15 protein-coding genes are annotated in these 15915 nt (G+C 62.8%); 4 read left to right on the top strand and 11 right to left on the bottom strand.

Annotated features, from left to right (window positions below; translation table 11 throughout):
* Window positions 1–269: 269 nt before the first annotated feature.
* Entirely contained in the window at window positions 270–473 is a 204-nt protein-coding gene (locus E4P82_RS01140) for a hypothetical protein (RefSeq protein ID WP_169247184.1), read from the top strand.
* Window positions 474–666: 193 nt separating this feature from the next.
* Complete coding sequence (locus tag E4P82_RS01135) at window positions 667–1137, top strand: type II toxin-antitoxin system RatA family toxin (RefSeq protein ID WP_169247183.1); 471 nt, start codon at window positions 667–669, stop codon at window positions 1135–1137.
* On the opposite strand, the gene rquA is transcribed toward E4P82_RS01135, so the two are convergent.
* From rquA to xth, 9 genes are all read right to left on the bottom strand, one after another.
* The gene (gene rquA, locus E4P82_RS01130) at window positions 1127–1942 is read right to left on the bottom strand and encodes a rhodoquinone biosynthesis methyltransferase RquA (protein WP_246327282.1); all 816 of its coding nucleotides are present in this window, start codon (window positions 1940–1942) and stop codon (window positions 1127–1129) included. The two genes, E4P82_RS01135 and rquA, sit on opposite strands and share 11 nt — an antisense overlap.
* Window positions 1943–2247: 305 nt before the next feature.
* Window positions 2248–2589 (bottom strand): fumarate reductase subunit FrdD, encoded by a 342-nt coding sequence (frdD, locus tag E4P82_RS01125; protein ID WP_169247182.1) that lies wholly within the window; start codon window positions 2587–2589, stop codon window positions 2248–2250.
* Between the two features lie 2 nt (window positions 2590–2591).
* Window positions 2592–2978 (bottom strand): fumarate reductase subunit C, encoded by a 387-nt coding sequence (locus E4P82_RS01120; RefSeq protein WP_169247181.1) that lies wholly within the window; start codon window positions 2976–2978, stop codon window positions 2592–2594.
* Complete coding sequence (locus tag E4P82_RS01115) at window positions 2975–3727, bottom strand: succinate dehydrogenase/fumarate reductase iron-sulfur subunit (protein WP_169247180.1); 753 nt, start codon at window positions 3725–3727, stop codon at window positions 2975–2977. The genes E4P82_RS01120 and E4P82_RS01115 overlap by 4 nt, the downstream gene beginning before the upstream one ends.
* Window positions 3724–5484, bottom strand: coding sequence for a fumarate reductase (quinol) flavoprotein subunit (gene frdA, locus E4P82_RS01110; RefSeq protein ID WP_169247179.1), 1761 nt, complete (start codon window positions 5482–5484; stop codon window positions 3724–3726). Before frdA ends, E4P82_RS01115 begins: the two co-directional genes overlap by 4 nt.
* A gap of 344 nt (window positions 5485–5828) precedes the next feature.
* Entirely contained in the window at window positions 5829–6596 is a 768-nt protein-coding gene (locus E4P82_RS01105) for a 2-phosphosulfolactate phosphatase family protein (protein WP_169247178.1), read from the bottom strand.
* A 291-nt stretch (window positions 6597–6887) separates the two neighbouring features.
* Window positions 6888–9794: an insulinase family protein gene (locus E4P82_RS01100; protein WP_169247177.1), complete on the bottom strand. Its 2907-nt coding sequence runs from the start codon at window positions 9792–9794 to the stop codon at window positions 6888–6890.
* A 9-nt stretch (window positions 9795–9803) separates the two neighbouring features.
* Window positions 9804–10847: a dTDP-glucose 4,6-dehydratase gene (gene rfbB / locus E4P82_RS01095; RefSeq protein ID WP_169247176.1), complete on the bottom strand. Its 1044-nt coding sequence runs from the start codon at window positions 10845–10847 to the stop codon at window positions 9804–9806.
* 11 nt (window positions 10848–10858) lie between these two features.
* The gene (xth, locus tag E4P82_RS01090; protein ID WP_169247175.1) at window positions 10859–11635 is read right to left on the bottom strand and encodes an exodeoxyribonuclease III; all 777 of its coding nucleotides are present in this window, start codon (window positions 11633–11635) and stop codon (window positions 10859–10861) included.
* Between the two features lie 333 nt (window positions 11636–11968).
* Here xth and E4P82_RS01085 point away from each other — a divergent pair, with 333 nt between their 5' ends.
* Window positions 11969–12292, top strand: coding sequence for a DUF3301 domain-containing protein (locus E4P82_RS01085; protein ID WP_169247174.1), 324 nt, complete (start codon window positions 11969–11971; stop codon window positions 12290–12292).
* A 50-nt stretch (window positions 12293–12342) separates the two neighbouring features.
* On the opposite strand, the gene E4P82_RS01080 is transcribed toward E4P82_RS01085, so the two are convergent.
* On the bottom strand, window positions 12343–13665 hold the full coding sequence (locus E4P82_RS01080; RefSeq protein ID WP_169247173.1) for a hypothetical protein: 1323 nt from the start codon (window positions 13663–13665) through the stop codon (window positions 12343–12345).
* Window positions 13666–13808: 143 nt separating this feature from the next.
* Here E4P82_RS01080 and E4P82_RS01075 point away from each other — a divergent pair, with 143 nt between their 5' ends.
* On the top strand, window positions 13809–14270 hold the full coding sequence (locus E4P82_RS01075; protein ID WP_169247172.1) for an outer membrane lipoprotein: 462 nt from the start codon (window positions 13809–13811) through the stop codon (window positions 14268–14270).
* 81 nt (window positions 14271–14351) lie between these two features.
* Here the strand turns inward: E4P82_RS01075 and E4P82_RS01070 are convergent, their stop codons facing one another.
* Window positions 14352–15527 carry a hypothetical protein gene (locus E4P82_RS01070; RefSeq protein WP_169247171.1) on the bottom strand — a complete coding sequence of 392 codons (1176 nt, stop codon included), beginning with the start codon at window positions 15525–15527 and terminating at the stop codon, window positions 14352–14354.
* Between the last annotated feature and the right edge of the window lie 388 nt (window positions 15528–15915).

Below are 15915 nucleotides of genomic sequence, written 5' to 3'. Positions count from 1 at the left end.
AGCTGGGCCTCTTGTCAGCAGGAAAGAGAGGTGTTCCGCCACAGGCAGTTTCTATCATGACTCGTTTACAGGATACCGAAGCACGAGTCTCCACACGCTGGGCGGCGCGCCGGAAGGTTGGGTCAGCCTTTGCTCGATCATTTTGATCCCGGACGGCAAGCGCACTGTCAGAATACGAAGCCGCCCGCAACTGAGCTTCTGACATCTAAACAGATGGAGGACGCCGGTGGTCTCTGTCCTGAGAGATTGGGTTTCCACTGCGTAATATCATGAGAAACATCATCAAAATAGCAGTTCTAGCAATCGTGGTTTTGGCCTTGTCTCCCGCGCTGGGTTTCTGGATCGTCGCACTGGTTGGCGCGGCGCTATTCCTGCTCCCCGCCGGCGCGGCGGTTTCGGTGCTCTTTCCGAAAGCGTGGCGGCATATTGAAGACAGCTTGTTTTCCAGAACACATCTATTGACAAGTATTTGATCCAAGGCGATTTCGCCAAAAAAACCCGGGTAAACCGGGTTTTTTTGCGCCCTTTGCCGGGATTTCGCGATCGAGTCGCGGATCATCGCGAATCCCACATGCGAAGCGGTGGAATCGACTACTATTTCCATGACGTGCGCCGCTGGTGATCCTTGGGCAAATAACGGCGACGGAACGTGAGGAGAGAGGCGACATGTTCAAGACAGCGCATCGCGAAAGTCGGGTGGTTGCCGTTTCCACCGAGCGGATGTTCGACCTCGTCGCCGATGTGGAGCGCTATCCGGAATTTCTGCCGTTGATGCGGGAGGCGAGGATCGTCAGCCGCCACGCTAGCGGCTATGAGACGGAACAGGTGTTGATGCTGGGTTTGCTGGCGTATCGTTTTCGTACCCGCACCGAACTGGAACCCCCTCATGCCATCGCCGTCACTTCGGCCGACCGCAACTTCCGTCGTTTCGAGATCCGCTGGTCGTTGGCGCCCGCGACCGAGGGGGGGTGCCGCATCGATTTTTCGCTTGACTGCGAGGTCCGCTCGCTCTGGTTCAAACCCCTGGGCGATGTATTGGTGACGCAGATGGCGTTGACCACCGTCAACGCCTTCGCGGCGCGGGCACGCCGGCTGGAGGCCGGACAAGCCCTGTCGGTCCAGCGCCCTAGAGCGTGACGACCACCTTCTGATACAAGCCGCCGAAAAAAGTCTCCTTCTTGACGGTTGCGGTCCGCGCCCGTTCTTCCGGTATCCATTCGGCGATTTCCTTACGCCACAGGTCCATGGCGAAAGGTTCCAGCGTGGTGAGAATAGGCACCATGACGTAGCGGAACGGGTTGCTCAGCTGCGGGCGATGGTAGTCGACGAAGATTACCTTGCCGCCTGGTTTGACCACGCGCAAGGCTTGCGCGACGGTTTGCGCGCGGACCTCTTCCGGTTGTTCGTGCAGCAGGAAGAACAGCACCACGCAATCGTAGCTGGCATCGGCGAAATGCAGGTTGCTAGAGTCCTGGTGGTGTAGGGCGATACGTGAAGCGCCGCCGTCCAGCTTGGCCTTTAGATTTTCCAACTGGACGGGCGCCACGTCCACTACATCCAGCCGCGCGGTCGGCTTCAGCCGTTGGGCCAGCCGTTCGGTGAAATCGCCGTAAACGCAGGCGACCTGCAGGATGTTGCCGTCGATGGTGGCGCCCATTTCGTCCAGGGCGACGTCGCGCAGTTGGGCGAAGTTACCCCACAGGATCAAATTGACCAGCCACTGCCGTTCGAATACCCGTACCGCGGCGGGGTGAAGGTACGCCCACCAGTAGACCTGTTGCAGATAAGCCGGCAACGGAACCTGCGCCGGGGCGGAAATCTCCTGATCGGGCTCCTGGCGATGGGCCGCGTTTTCGACATCGGTGCTTACTGGCTCCAAGACCATGTCTTTATCCGATGATCGCAGCCGAACCAGCGCGGCCGTGGCAGGTTGGGAACTCATGGGGAGTTTTCCTCAATGATTGTGGGGTGCACGCGCGCCCGCGCCGGGTTTGGCCAGCGTGGACACCACGTCGACGGTGGTTATCCCGGAACAGTTTCGCACGGTACGCCTCGATTAAAAGGGCAAGAGTTTACGGGGATTGTGGTCGCTTTAGCCAGATTCCGTCCGCCCCAACAGACAAGACGCCGCTTTCCGCGATAGCGGGAAGCGGCGCCACAGTGATGGCGAAGCGGCTATATTCGCGCCCCGCTTCCGCGAACCTGGGCGGGCTCGCGAAATCGGGGCTGGCGGGATTCCTTGGCCCGTCAGATGCGCAGCAGATAAATGATCGTCAGCAGCGTGCCCAGACCCGCCAGCCCATAGACGACATAGGCGACCAGCGTGTCGGCGCGGACGCCGAAGTCGTGAACGGTGACCCGTAACCGGTGGGCGGCGTGCCACAACGACAGCAGGATGATGCCGAAGATGACCAGCTTGCCCAGCCAATTCGCCGCAAAGGCATGCAGGTACTCATAGGTGAACAGCGCCGGCGAGAAACGCATGGCGGCGAACAGTGTGATCAGCACCAGCACCGGGGTCACGAACGCCGTGACCGTGCCGCCCGCGGCGAACAGTCCCCAGAAGATCGGTTTGTTGGATTTGGCCATGATTACACTCCCAGGAACAGGACGATCAGCGAGACCACCGCCCAGGCACCGTAATGGGCGCTGACGATGATCTTGCCCGGTACGAACTCTTCACCCATCTGAATGGGCATGGCCTGAGGCGTGACGTTGAACCACGACATGCTGTGATACACCGTCGCGATCAGGACCGCCACGTTGAACAACACGCCCAGTGGACTGCGCAGCGCGTCCAGGAATTCCTGAAAAGCATCCGGCCCTTGCGCCAGCCGTGCCAACGCCACGATCAGTAGGAACGTGTAGGCAAAGATGAAAATGCAGGTGACTTCGCGGGCCATGTAGCGCTTGTAGCGTGGCTGGCTCAGAAACCAGGTCGTTTTGGACATCTCTCGGACATAAGGTTTGCTGCTCATTTTTTCACCCAGGGCATCAAGTGTTCTTTGTACCAGTCGATGGTGCTGGCCACCTTGACCTGCTGCAGGGCGCCGGCGGGGTCGACATGCTTGGGGCAGACTTCGGAGCAGGCACCGACGAACGAGCATTCCCACACGCCTTCGTCGGTGGCGATTACCTCCTGACGCTGGTCCCGGCCACCATCGCGGGAATCCTGGTTGTAGCGGTGCGCCATGGAGATCGCCGCCGGGCCGAGGAATTCCGGCACCAGGCCGTATTGCGGACACGCGGCGTAGCACAACATGCAGTTGATGCACAGCGTGTACTGCTTGAACTTCTTCAATTCCGCCGGCGTCTGCTTGAATTCGCCAGCGCTGACGGGCTGATCCGACTTGGGAATCAGGTAGGGCTTGACGCTGGCCAGCTTGGTGATGAAGTCCTCGACCGTCGTGACCAGATCGCGCTCGATGGGGAAATTCGCCATCGGTTCGACCTTGATCTGATCGCCATACTCGTGGATGAAGGCCTTGCAAGCCAGTTTCGGCTCGCCATTGACCATCATGCCGCAACTGCCGCAGACCGCCATGTGGCAGGACCAGCGATAGCTCAGCGTCGGATCGAGGTGATCCTTGACGTAGTTCAGCGCATCCAACACCACCCATTCGTTGAGGCAGGGCACGGAATAGGTCTGATACCGGGGCGCGGTATCGGTCTCCGGGTTGTAGCGGAGCACCTCCAGTTGGATCTGGCGTTTCTGGAGTTCGCTCATTTCTTGGCTCCTGAGTAGTCCCGGACACCGGGCTGCGACTTGGTGATGACGACATCGAGATACTCGATGCGCGGTGGCTCCGTGGGATGGTAATGGGCCAGCGAATGTTTGAGCAGGTTCTCATCGTCACGGGCGGTGAAATCCAGTCGCTGATGCGCGCCCCGCGATTCCTTGCGATCCCGTGCACCCACCGTGACTGCTTCGGCACAGTCGAGCATCGATCCCAGTTCCAGCGCCTGCATCAGATCGGTGTTGTAGACGTGGCTCTTGTCGGTCAGCGCGATGTTGGCGTAGCGCCGACGCAGCTCGGCAATCTTTTCGCACGCCGCCGCCAGACCTTCGCCGGTGCGATAGATGCCGACGTTCGCTTCCATGGTGTCCATCATTTCCTGACGCAATCCCGCGATGGTCTCCGTGCCGTCGCTCTTGTCGAACAAGGCTTGGATGCGGTTTTGCGACTCTTTCGCCTTCGCCGCGAGCGCCGCGTCGCTGCTGGGGGTCGGATTGGATTGCAGATGGGCCATGGCGCTGAGCGCCGCCCGCCGCCCGAAGACCAGCAGTTCGGTCAGCGAGTTGGAGCCGAGTCGGTTGGCGCCGTTGATGCTGACGCAGGCGCATTCGCCGGCGGCGAACAGTCCCGGCAGCCGAGTCGCGGCCTGCACATCGGTATGGATGCCGCCCATCATGTAATGGACGACCGGGCGAATCGGAATCGGCTCCTTGACCGGGTCCTTGCCCAGGTAGCTGATGCACAGATCGCGCACCAGCGGCAGCCGCTCGTCGATTTTCTTTTCGCCCAGATGGCGCATGTCCAGCAACACGCAGTCGCCCCATGGGGTTTTGACCGTGTTGCCCTTCTGCTGCTCGCCCCAGAATGCCTGGCTGAGTCGGTCGCGTGGACCCAGTTCCATGGTCTTGAGCACCGGCTGACCGACCGGCGTTTCCGGTCCCATGCCGTAGTCCTGCAAATAGCGCCGGCCGTCCTTGTTCAACAGAATGCCGCCTTCGCCGCGGCAACCTTCGGTGAGCAGGATGCCGTTGTTCGGCAGGCCGGTGGGATGGTACTGGACGAATTCCATGTCCTTGAGCGGCGTTCCGGCGCGATAAGCGAGGGCCATGCCATCGCCGGTCTTGATGTTGCCGTTGGTGGTGAACGGGAACATCTTCCCGCCGCCGCCCGCCGCGATGATGACCGCGCCCGCCTGAAACTGCTTCATTTCCCCATTGCGAATTTCCAGGGCGGTGAGTCCTTGACAGCGCCCGTCCTCGACCAGCAGGTCGGTGGCGTAGTACTCGTCGAAGCGCTGGATGCTGGGATACTTCAGCGAAGTCTGAAACAAGGTGTGGAGGATATGGAACCCCGACTTGTCGGCGGCGAACCAGGTGCGCTTGATCTTCATGCCGCCGAACGGGCGTACGGCGACGGAACCATCCGGCTCACGGCTCCACGGACAGCCCCAATGTTCCAGTTGGGTCAGTTCCTTGGGTGCCTCGTTGATGAAATACTCGACGGCGTCCTGATCGCTCAGCCAGTCGCCGCCGCCCACCGTGTCGTTGAAGTGCAGGTCGAGGCTATCATCGGACTTGACGACACCCGCGGCTCCGCCCTCGGCGGCACAGGTGTGACTGCGCATGGGATAGACTTTCGAAATTAAGGCGATGCGTAATTTCGGGTCGGCTTCAGCGAGGGCGATGGCGGCTCGCAGCCCCGCGCCTCCCGCTCCGACGATGGCAACGTCGGTTTTGATGATCTCCATTACTTCGGCTCCTCGGCGTGATGCCAGGCAGAGTGGGTGAATTGACGAGAGAGTACATGATGTCGATCCGACAGTTTAGCTTGTTTCCGTAAGGTGGCGATCAAGCACAATCCACGTCGCGGTTTGCCGTTGGGGTCGGGGCATTTTGTGGACGAAAGCACGGACACCGGGGCGGTGGTGTCCACTCTGGGGATGATGGCCTGGAATGGTTGCCATCCCGTCGAACCCCGGAATTATAGGATATGTTCGGCCAGGTCAAGTCCTGGGATGCGCGCGCAAGCCATGACCGCTGGGCATCCGCTCACGGCGCCGCGGTTTCGACCGAGTAGGGTGGGGAGCCGATCTCAGCCCAGGGCTGCTGCTTTCAGGACCCCCGGTTCGACTTGCAGCGGTACCACATCGACGCTGTCGAGGCGGGCACAGTAGTCCAGATCCTGCTCGCAGCCCAGCGCCGCCAGGCCGCGACCGTGATGAGCGTAGCGCAGTAATTGCGGTAAGCGGGTCTGCCAGCGTTCGAACAACGCCATGGCGGCGATCGACTCGTCGTCGCCGGCGCAGTCGCTGTCCCGTTCGACGCTGAGGGCGCAGGCGATGGCCCCGGCACAGATGGTGTCCTCCAGCGAAAACCCACCACGCCAGCCGGCGGCCACGATCCATACCGTGTGCGGCTGTTCCCACAGTAGATAACGCACCACCGCCGCCCGGTTGGTCAGCGAGGCCGTCAGCAGGATCGGTACTTGCCGCACCCGTTCCAGGGCACGAGTGCCGTTGGTGGTGCTCATGAACAGCCGCTTGCCGCCGACCCGCGCGGGGGTGCATTCCGACGGCGAATTGCCGAGGTCGAAGTCTTCCAGTTTTTCGCCGCCGCGCTCGCCGGCCAACAACCGCCGTTCGGCTGGCCAGCGTTCGCTGGTCCGGAACAGGACGTCGAGATCGTCGAAGACCTGGATGGCTTCCGCCCCCGATTCCAGTGCGGTCGCCATGGTGGTGGTGGCGCGCAGCACGTCGATGACGATGGCGCAGGCCGGCAGATCGAGCGTGAGGCCACCCTTGCGAGCCTCTTTATTTATGTCGGGGACTTGATCGGGGGTGTGGTAAACGAAGATTTCCATGGTGGCTGTTCTAGTGGGTAACGATGTGGCTTGGCTTGGCTTGGCTTGGCTTGGCTTGGCTTGGCTTGGCTTGGTTCGGGGAGGATTGGCCGGGGATTATCGGCCTGTTTTTTATAAGGTTAATCCAACACGGCACAAAGCGCCATAGCTCGGGCATGGCGGGTCCGTGAAGTGGTGGATGTCCGGACCGGAACGGTTCGCTGATGATCGCTTCCCGATGTCCTACAACACGAACATTGGGTGCGGAGAGTGCTTGCATTCCGAACTCGAACAGCACCAAACCGGTTAGCATCAAACCGCGACGATAGTGAAATCTCGCTGTTCCGCCAGCGTCCGCGCGTTGCTTAACACCGCGCAGCGGGCCTGTTCCGGTTGCAGGTAGCTTGTCGCCACTCTCTTGAGGTCGTCCAGCGTAACCGCCGGCACCCGTTGCCGATAGGCGCGGCGCTGTTCCGGGGTACGGTCGAACAGGATGCCGAAGAAGGCGCTGATGGCCTCGCCGGCTGGGGAACCGGGTTTGTCGATGGCGGCGACGACGCCGAGAATCGCTTCCTCCAGCGTTCGGGCGGGATGATCGTGGGTACGCAGCCAGTCCAATGCCCGGTCGAAATCGGCCAGTGTGTCCGCCAGTCGGGGATCACGGTAGGAGTAGAAGCGGAATGCGCCGCTGTCGGGATGGTAGCCGGCGCCGCCGCCGTAAGCGCCGCCCTGTTCGCGGATGGCCCGATGCAGGTAGCCGTTGCGCAGGAAATCGCCCAGCACATGCAGCGTCGGAGCGTCGGGGTGGTTGGGCGCGACGGTGGGGTAGGCCTTGGCGCAGAAGTTGACTTGGGTGTTGACGCTGAACCCCTGCCGGGCCGGCGATGCTTCCGGCATGGCCAGCACGAACGGTTCGATCGCGCCGGTCGCGCCTTCGCGCCAGTGAGTCGCCAGCGCCGCCGCGATGTCGTCCTGTCGTTCGGCTTCGCTGACGGCCAGCAGTTGCCGGGGCGCATGTTGCAAACGGTCGCGCAGTCGCTCCAGCCGCGCGGCGAAGGCGGCCAGCGCGGTGGGATCGTCCAACGTATCGTCCAGCGCCTTGAGGTCCCGCAAACCCTGTAAGCCATCCCAGCGATGGTTGAGCGCCGCTGTCGGACTCAAGCCGGCGCTGGCGGCGGCCAGTGCCAGCATGTGCCCGTGGTCGGTGACCGCTTCCTCGCGCTGGGCGCGCATCTGGGCGACCAGTTCCCGCAGTCGGGGCAGTTCGTCGAAGCGGGAACGGGTCAGCGTTTCCCACAATAACTCGGACAGCGCGGCCTGATTGCGGGCCAACGCCTTGCCGGCCAGGACCAGGACGCCCTTGACTCGGTGTACGTTGTCCACCCCACCACGTACGTTGGCGCGGGCGCTGATGCCACCGGTGACCGCCGCCTGTCGGGCCTGGGTGGCGCGGTAATCGCGTCCGGCGCTGCCGACCTCGGGCAGGCAAGCGCACAACAGCGGCAGCAGGTCCAGTTCCTCGGGCTCCAGCGCCGGCAGATCGAGCACGGCTTGCAGATACACCATGCCGTTGGTGCCCTGCGCGTACCAGGTGGCGGGCAGTGCGCCGACCGGCCGGGCGACGCCTTCGGCGATTTTCAGATCCGGTGGTACGTCTTCCAGTCCCACCTTGGGCAACAGTTCGGGATCGTCCTGACGTTGTTGGCGTTCGGCCAGGATGTGTGCCTGTTTGACCAGACGGACCTGGTCGGTCTCGGTCAACGCCGCGCGGATCGCGGCTAGCCGTTCCCGCTCCGTGGCCGCCTGTTTCACGCTCATCTCCGCATCCGGGGCCATGGTCAGCCGTACCCGGTGCGGATTATCCAACAGCAGTTGCCGGACCAGACGCGGGATGAATGCCGGATCGCGGCTTTCCACCCGCAACTGTTCCAGCAGCGGATTGCTGTCCAGCGCCGGCAGTGGGTCCGCGCCGTGAATGGCTGGCGTCAACGCTTCCATCAGCAAGTGCAGGCCATAAGGAAAGCCGTCGCCGGTGATTTCCCGTTCGCTCAATTCCAGTTGATGCAGGGCGGCGTCCACTGCCTCTTGCGGTACGCCATCGGCCGCGACCTGTTGCAGTACCTGGAGCACCAAGGCCTCGACGGCTTCGGCATGTTCGGGGTTGGAACCCTCCAGCCCGCAAACGAAGGTGGCTTCGCGGGTGGCGGTGTCGAAGCCGCACAGCGGCGAGGGCGCGGCGCCCAGTTCCGAGGTTTCCAGGGCATTGCGCAGCGGCGAGCTGCTGTTGTCCAGCAGCACATCGCTCAACAAGTGCGCGCGCAACGTCGCCAGTGGGTCGGTGATCGGTCCCAGCAGCCAGCCCAGCACGACGTGAGTCTGGTCGCTCAGGTCTTCGGCGTCGTCCAGGGGATAGTGGGTGAGGTCGGCGAGCGGCGCGGAATGGCGGCGTTCGTCGGGAATGGCCAAGTCCAGGGACAGCGCCTGGAAACGATTGAGTGCTTGCGCCTCGAAACGTTGCTGATGCTCGGCGGCGGGAATGTCACCGTAGGTCAGGAAGATCGCGTTCGAGGGATGATAGTGGCGGGCGTGGAAGGCTTTGAGTTGTTCGTGGGTCAGGTAAGGAATCGCCTCGGGGTCGCCGCCGCTGTTGTAGTGATAGGTGATGGTCGGGAACAGCCGGTGTTGCAGTTCTTGGCCGAGCCGCTGCACTGGCGAACTCATCGCGCCCTTCATTTCGTTGAACACCACACCCTTGAACAGCAGTTCCGAGTGGGGGTCGTTGGCTTGGGCGAATTCCAGCCGGTGGCCTTCCTGGGCGAAGTCGCGCTCGTCGAGCAGTGGGAAGAACGCGGCATCCAAGTAGACATCCAGCAGATTGTTGAAGTCCTTTTTGTTCTGGCTGGCGAAGGGGTAGGCGGTCCAGTCGCTGCTGGTGAAGGCATTCATGAAGGTGTTGAGCGACCGGCGGATCATCATGAAGAACGGATCGCGCACCGGATAGCGCCGGCTGCCGCACAGGGCGGTGTGTTCGAGAATGTGCGCCACGCCGCTCGAATCCTGGGGCACGGTAAGGAAGGCGACCATGAAGGCGTTGTGCGGGTCGTCGGCGGCCAGATGCAGATGCCGGGCGCCGGTGGCACGGTGGCGATATTCCTGAAACTCCAGCCGCAGGGCGGGAACGGGATGGCTACGCAGGTGTTCGAAGGCGGAATGAGGCATGATTTCTCTCTATTCTCCGGTCATGCCGCCCCAGGCGGGGTCGGTGGCGTGCCGTTCCAGGTACCAGTCCACGGTCTTGGCGATGCCGGTATTGAAGGTTTCTTCCGGCCGCCAGCTCAGTTCCTCGCTCATCTTGCGGGGGTCGATGGCATAGCGCCAGTCGTGACCGGGCCGGTCGGCGACGAAGGTGATCAGCCGCTCGTGCGGAGCGTGTGCCGGTCGGCGTTGATCCAGCAGCGCGCAGATCAGCTTGGCGATGTTGATGTTCGCCCATTCGTTGTCGCCGCCGATGTTGTAGGTTTCGCCCAGCTTGCCGCGCCGGATCGCCGCGTCGATGCCTCGGCAATGGTCTTCGACGTACAGCCAGTCGCGGATATTGCTGCCATCGCCGTACACCGGAATCGGCCGTTGCAGCAGGCAGGAGCGAATTACGGTGGGAATGAATTTCTCGCCATGCTGGTAGGGGCCGTAATTGTTGGAGCAGTTGGTGGTGACCACCGGCAGGCCGTAGGTGTGGAAATAGGCTCGCACCAGATGGTCGGAACCGGCCTTGGAGGCGGAATAGGGCGAGTTGGGCGCGTAGGGCGTGGTTTCGCTGAACGGTGGATCGCCGTGCTTGAGGGTGCCGTAGACTTCGTCGGTGGAAATGTGGTGGAAGCGGCAATGTTCGGCGGTTTTGCCCCCTTCCAGCCAAGCCCCGCGAGCGGCTTCCAGCAGTGTGAAGGTGCCGACCAGATTGGTTTGGACGAAGGCCGCCGGGCCGGTGATGGATCGGTCCACATGGCTTTCGGCGGCGAAGTGGGCGATGGTGTCGATGGCGTGCTCGCGCAACAGCCGGTCCACCAGCGGCCGGTCGCAGATGTCGCCTTGAACGAAGGTATGCCGGGCGGGATCGGGCAGCTCGCGCAAGTTGTCCAGCGAACCGGCGTAGGTCAACAGGTCAAGGGTGACGATGCGGGCATCCGGCTCGGTCGCCAGCAGGTGGCGGACGAAATTGCAGCCGATGAAACCGGCGCCGCCGGTCACCAGTACGTTACGGGGATGATGTTCCATGAGGACTCGGTTCAGTGGAGTTCAAGGTCGAATTCGGCGATCACCGGGGCGTGATCGGACGGGCGCTCCAGCCGGCGCGGGGCTTTGTCCACCCAACAGGCGGTGCAGGTCGCGGCCAGCGCCGGGCTGAGCAGGAGATGGTCGATGCGCAGTCCCAGATTGCGGCGGAAGCCGGCGGCGCGGTAATCCCACCAGCTAAAGGTATTTTCTTCCTGTGGAAATCGTCGAAACGCGTCCTGAAGGCCCAGATCCAGCAGCCGCCGGAACGCGGCGCGCTCGGCGTCGCTGCACAATATTTGCCCGGCCCAGGCGGCGGGATCGTGCACGTCGCGGTCTTCCGGCGCGATGTTGAAATCGCCCAGCGCGATCAAGCGGGGATGGCGGGTCAGTTCGGTTTCCAGCCATTGCGCCAGTTTGTCCAGCCAGTTCAGCTTGTAGGTGTATTTGTCGGAACCGACGGATTGACCGTTTGGAACGTAGAGATTGATGACACGTACCCCGCCGACGGTTACGCCCAATACCCGCCGTTGCGGATCGTCCAGTCCCGGCAAGTCGGCGACGGTTTCGCCAAGAGGCAAACGGCTGAGCACCGCCACGCCGTTGTAGGTTTTCTGACCGACGAAAGCGGCTTGATAGCCGGCGCTGGCGATGTCGAGCGTCGGAAAATCGGGATCGGTCAACTTGGTTTCCTGCAAGGCCAGGATGTCGGGTTGCCGCTCGCCCAGCCAGTCCAATACCTGCGGCAGGCGCACCTTCAGGGAGTTGACGTTCCAGCTTGCGATTTTCATGAATGAATAAATGATTCAAGTATTTTTAATATATATAATGAGTTAGTTGTTTTATATCATGGCCATCACAGCGGCGATATCGCCAGGAGACAGGAAAGCCAGTATAGCACCCCTCCATCACCCAAGGTGCCGATGGGGTGGGCCTCGCTGGTCGGTATTGTCAGGGTTCGTGACCCACGGCGCGTGCTGGTCGAGCAGATGCGCTCCGCCCCGACCCGTGCAAAGATGGGAGCGAATACCATTGAGCTGGGTGTGATGAATCGATCCTCCGGCCGTTTGCGGGGTGGCCTCATTTCACCTAGCGCATTTTCTTTTGCGGGATGACCCACTGATATGAGCTTTACGACACTGATCGGCATACTCGCGGTGATGGGGGTTGGCCTGTGGTTCTGGCGCGATAGCCTCGGTGCCCGCGAGCAGGCCCGCACCGCCAGTTCCCGTGCTTGCCGGCAGAGTAACGTGCAATTATTGGACGATACCGTGGCGTTGGAGCGGCTGTGGCTGCGGCGCGACCGCGATGGGCGGCTCAAGCTGGAGCGGCTGTACGTGTTCGAGTTCACCGACACCGGCCAGCACCGTCAGGTCGGGAGTGTGTTGCTGGTCGGCTGGCGGGTGGAAGTCCTGCATATGGAAGGTGGCGACCTGTTGCTGCCTTGAGATATCCATTTGAACGCGGGCGATCGTTTCGAGAACCCGCTGCTGTCGCCTCAGGCTCCCAGCAGCGCCGCATAAACGTGCAGCAACGCGATGGCCACCCCCAGACATTTCAGGACGTAGCCGGCGTTCCAGCGTAGAAAGGCGTAGCCGTCGATCCCATAGCGGCCTTGCATCATCAAATGCAGACCGGACAGCGGATTGGCCGGCACGCCGATGGCCCAACTCATCAACAGGGTGATCGCCAGCAGGTTGGGCTCGGGATGCAGCGGCGCCAACCAGACGCCGAAGCTGGCGATGGCGATGACCGGGTGTACGCCCAGCGCGGCGGCGCCAACCATGACGATGAGCAGCAGGCTGGCCTGCGGCGCCCCGAAGCGCTCGAACGGCAGCCAATCGCCCAGCGATCCGGTCACGCTGATCAGCCCCGCCGCCAGCACGCCCGCCGCCAGGAACAGTGCCAGTTCGTTGACCGTGCTGGCCAACCCTCGCGCGATGTGCTCCCTGAGCGGAGGCCAGGCCTCGAATCCCCGTTGCGCGATCAGAATCAGAATCGTCAACAGCGGTGCGCTGAAGGCGATGATGGCCAGGATCGACCAGTCCGGCACCAAGGCGTGGACGGTCAGCACGATGAGCACTAATAGGCCGGGAATCCACAGAGCGCTGAAACGCATCGGGTAACCGATGAACGGCGCACCCAGCTTGGGGTCCTCGGGATCGATGTCGCGGGTGGTCAGCCAGAGCGCGAGCGCGGCCATCGGCAGGCCCGCCAGCACGACCACGCTCAGCCGCGCGCCCGGTGCGTAGGTCAGCGCGGCGGCCATGGCCGAAAAGAACGGCGACCAGAACGCCGCCGCCGCGAAGCCCCGGGTCAGCGCCAGCGCCCGGCGCTTGCCCAAGCGCCCGCGAGTGGCCATCCGGTCGCCCAGAATGACCACGGTGGATAAATTGATCACCGCGCCGAACAGATGTACGCCGAGCAGGGTTCGCCATAAGGCTTTTCGACCGCGCGGCGCGGGTAGATCGAGATCCATTCCTCCTGGTCGGGCCACCAAGCGCAGGAACGACACCGCTGCCAGCAGGCTGACCAGTCCCTGATTGCTGGCGAATATCGGGCTCGCCTTGAATGGCGTTCCGTGCAGCGTGCCCCAGGCGATGCCGGCGCCGCCGAGCCCGATCAACCAGGCGCTTTGAATGCGCTGCCGTCGGCCCAGCCGGTAACTCAGCAGCAGGGCGGCGGCCCAACCCAGTAGCCCGGCGGGGAGCAGCGACACGCCCGGGGCGACCGAGGCGGCGATCATCAGCGTCAGCAGGATGCCGGCCAAGGCGTCACGCCGAGCTGGCGGCGGAATGGCTGGAAAGAAGCGGCTTTGCACGGCGATGTGGGATAGGGTGGCGGCGAGCGGTTCAGTCGCGATTCTAATGTCGCTGATTATGTTGAGCGATGGGTTTAGCTATAATGCCCGACCAATTTCAATTCGAACAATGCCGATGTGCGACGAGGTGGACGATGCGATTGATGAAGACGACAGCGACTGTGGCGGTGGTATTGGCGGCGGGCCTGGTGTTGAGCGGTTGTCCGGCCAGTATGTCCGGCGGTGCCTATAGCCGTGATCAGGCCCGCGAGGCCCAGGAGGTGCGTTTGGGCTATGTGGAGAGCGTCCGCCAGGTTTTGATCGAGGGGACCAAGAGTGGCGTGGGCGCGGTGAGCGGCGCGGCCTTGGGTGGTGTGGCCGGTAGCACCATCGGCAGGGGTCGGGGCCAGGTGGCCGGCGCCATCGGCGGAGCGGTGCTGGGCGGGTTGGCCGGTTCGGCGATCGAGGAGAACGCGACCCGGCAGCCGGGTCTGGAAATCACCGTCCAATTGGATAACGGTCGGATGGTGGCCGTCACCCAGGCGGCCGATGAGCCGTTTTATCCCGGCGATCGGGTACGGGTGTTGATCGGTAACGACGGCACGACCCGGGTTGCGCATTATTGAAATGCTTTTCCCGCGCTCGGACCCTTTCCCGTTACGGGACAGGGCCGATGACGCGGTGGCTTATCGGTTGTTCCCACCCTGCTAATGCAGCCGCTCCGTCGATGCCGGCAGGTCGGCGACGGTCGCGGCCCGCAAGTTTCGCCCGCGTTCCGAGTACAGTAGCCGTCCCGGATGCAGGACCTGTCGCTCGACGGCTTGTTCGTCGCAGCGTTGGATCAAGCGGTCGATGATCGTATTCAAGCCCTGCGGTCGCAGCGGGTAGTGATGCTCCAGCCGCAACAATTGCCCATTGTCGTCCAGGGTGGTGACCGTATAGGCCAGCGTGCCTAGCTCCGGGTCGGCCTGATTGGTGATCGACATCCGCCGTTCCGGATGCTCGTTGTCGTTCTGGAAAATCGCCTCGACCAGATAATCCCCCGACAGGCAGGGAATTTCCCGGAACGCCGCCAGCGCCGCCTCGTCGTCCGCAGTGGCCAGCGTTGTCTCCAGTTGCGGGTTGGCCAGCACCCAGCGCACATGCAGTCCGTAGGCTTCCAGCGCCAATGCATATTGTCGCTGCAAGCGCGCCCAACGCCGGTAGCCCTCTCCCAGTTCCATCGCCGGCAGGGCACGACCTGGCCCAAACTGCGCCCAGTCATCGAAGGTGTAAAACGGGGTATGGGCGTGATCGCCGGCCACCAGAAAGCGGTTGCCGCCGTCCAGGGTCGCGGAACGCACGCCGGGCCGCTCGAACCAGGACTGCTCCAGCAATTCCCAGAGTGGCAGCAACCCGTTGCCATCCAGTTGTACCCGCAGCAGCGCGCACAGGTCACCGATGGTGGCGTAGGACAGATTCATCGCGGTCAATCCGAACGCTTCCTGGACCGCCTCGCGCGTGGCTTGCGAGGTTTCGCCATTTTGCAGCAGGGTATCTTCCATGACACGCGCCAATCGGGCGATGTCGTCGCGCGGGCCGACGAAACAGAACGGCAGCAGTAGCAGGGGCCCGGAACCGGGCCGGCGCCGTGGATCGATGCCGGCCACCGGGAAATAGCCGCGGTCGCTGCCCAAGGCGATCAAGCGGGGTTTGAAAATCCGGTCACGGTCGCTGCCGCTGTATAATTCGGTCAAGGCGTCGATCAAGGGGAAGCCGGGGCGAAGAATCTCGGTCTGATCGTACAGCGCCCCCGGCAGGATCAGTCCCAGATGGTGAATGCCGTCGAGAATGCGGTCCAGATCCTTGGCGAGATGGCCGGCCAGGGCGGTGGCGGCCGCCACGCTCAAGGGCTCGGGGTGGCACGTCGCTGAAATCGGCCCGTTGCGGGTCCAGTTCGAGCGCCAGCAAGCCGGCGTAGTGGCTGATTTTGTTCGATGCGGTAGAAGAGGTTGTGGCCACGATAAGTCTCTTGCGGTGCGGCGCCGCGCCGGAATTTCGGAAGCGCCGGCATGACGATGGGAGGGGGGATCGGGGGGAGTCAGGATCACGCCCCTGCCCCGAGAATTTCGGATTATAAGGGATAATCGCCAGTGAGCCGATCCACTCTCGCCAGAACCGGCAAGACGGTTCACGACGGTCGTTTTCGGAATGCAAGCGGCCGATTTCCGCCGGGATTTTTTGCCGCTGTGCCGGTTCAGGTCGTGTGCTCCAAGCGATTTTCCCTTACAC

Origin of the sequence: Candidatus Competibacter phosphatis, from assembly GCF_012939995.1 — a bacterium.
GTDB lineage: Bacteria > Pseudomonadota > Gammaproteobacteria > Competibacterales > Competibacteraceae > Competibacter > Competibacter phosphatis.
This window is presented reverse-complemented; position numbering and strand designations above follow the sequence as displayed.

What these genes read in the sequence shown, in the direction of transcription:
- xth (WP_169247175.1), bottom strand. Translation starts at nt 11,635, where the DNA reads ATGAAAATCGCAAGCTGGAACGTCAACTCCCTGAAGGTGCGCCTGCCG.
- rfbB (WP_169247176.1), bottom strand. Translation starts at nt 10,847, where the DNA reads ATGGAACATCATCCCCGTAACGTACTGGTGACCGGCGGCGCCGGTTTC.
- frdA (WP_169247179.1), bottom strand. Translation starts at nt 5,484, where the DNA reads ATGGAGATCATCAAAACCGACGTTGCCATCGTCGGAGCGGGAGGCGCG.
- frdD (WP_169247182.1), bottom strand. Translation starts at nt 2,589, where the DNA reads ATGGCCAAATCCAACAAACCGATCTTCTGGGGACTGTTCGCCGCGGGC.
- E4P82_RS01075 (WP_169247172.1), top strand. Translation starts at nt 13,809, where the DNA reads ATGAAGACGACAGCGACTGTGGCGGTGGTATTGGCGGCGGGCCTGGTG.
- E4P82_RS01135 (WP_169247183.1), top strand. Translation starts at nt 667, where the DNA reads ATGTTCAAGACAGCGCATCGCGAAAGTCGGGTGGTTGCCGTTTCCACC.
- E4P82_RS01115 (WP_169247180.1), bottom strand. Translation starts at nt 3,727, where the DNA reads ATGAGCGAACTCCAGAAACGCCAGATCCAACTGGAGGTGCTCCGCTAC.
- E4P82_RS01100 (WP_169247177.1), bottom strand. Translation starts at nt 9,794, where the DNA reads ATGCCTCATTCCGCCTTCGAACACCTGCGTAGCCATCCCGTTCCCGCC.
- rquA (WP_246327282.1), bottom strand. Translation starts at nt 1,942, where the DNA reads ATGAGTTCCCAACCTGCCACGGCCGCGCTGGTTCGGCTGCGATCATCG.
- E4P82_RS01120 (WP_169247181.1), bottom strand. Translation starts at nt 2,978, where the DNA reads ATGAGCAGCAAACCTTATGTCCGAGAGATGTCCAAAACGACCTGGTTT.
- E4P82_RS01085 (WP_169247174.1), top strand. Translation starts at nt 11,969, where the DNA reads ATGAGCTTTACGACACTGATCGGCATACTCGCGGTGATGGGGGTTGGC.
- E4P82_RS01140 (WP_169247184.1), top strand. Translation starts at nt 270, where the DNA reads ATGAGAAACATCATCAAAATAGCAGTTCTAGCAATCGTGGTTTTGGCC.
- E4P82_RS01105 (WP_169247178.1), bottom strand. Translation starts at nt 6,596, where the DNA reads ATGGAAATCTTCGTTTACCACACCCCCGATCAAGTCCCCGACATAAAT.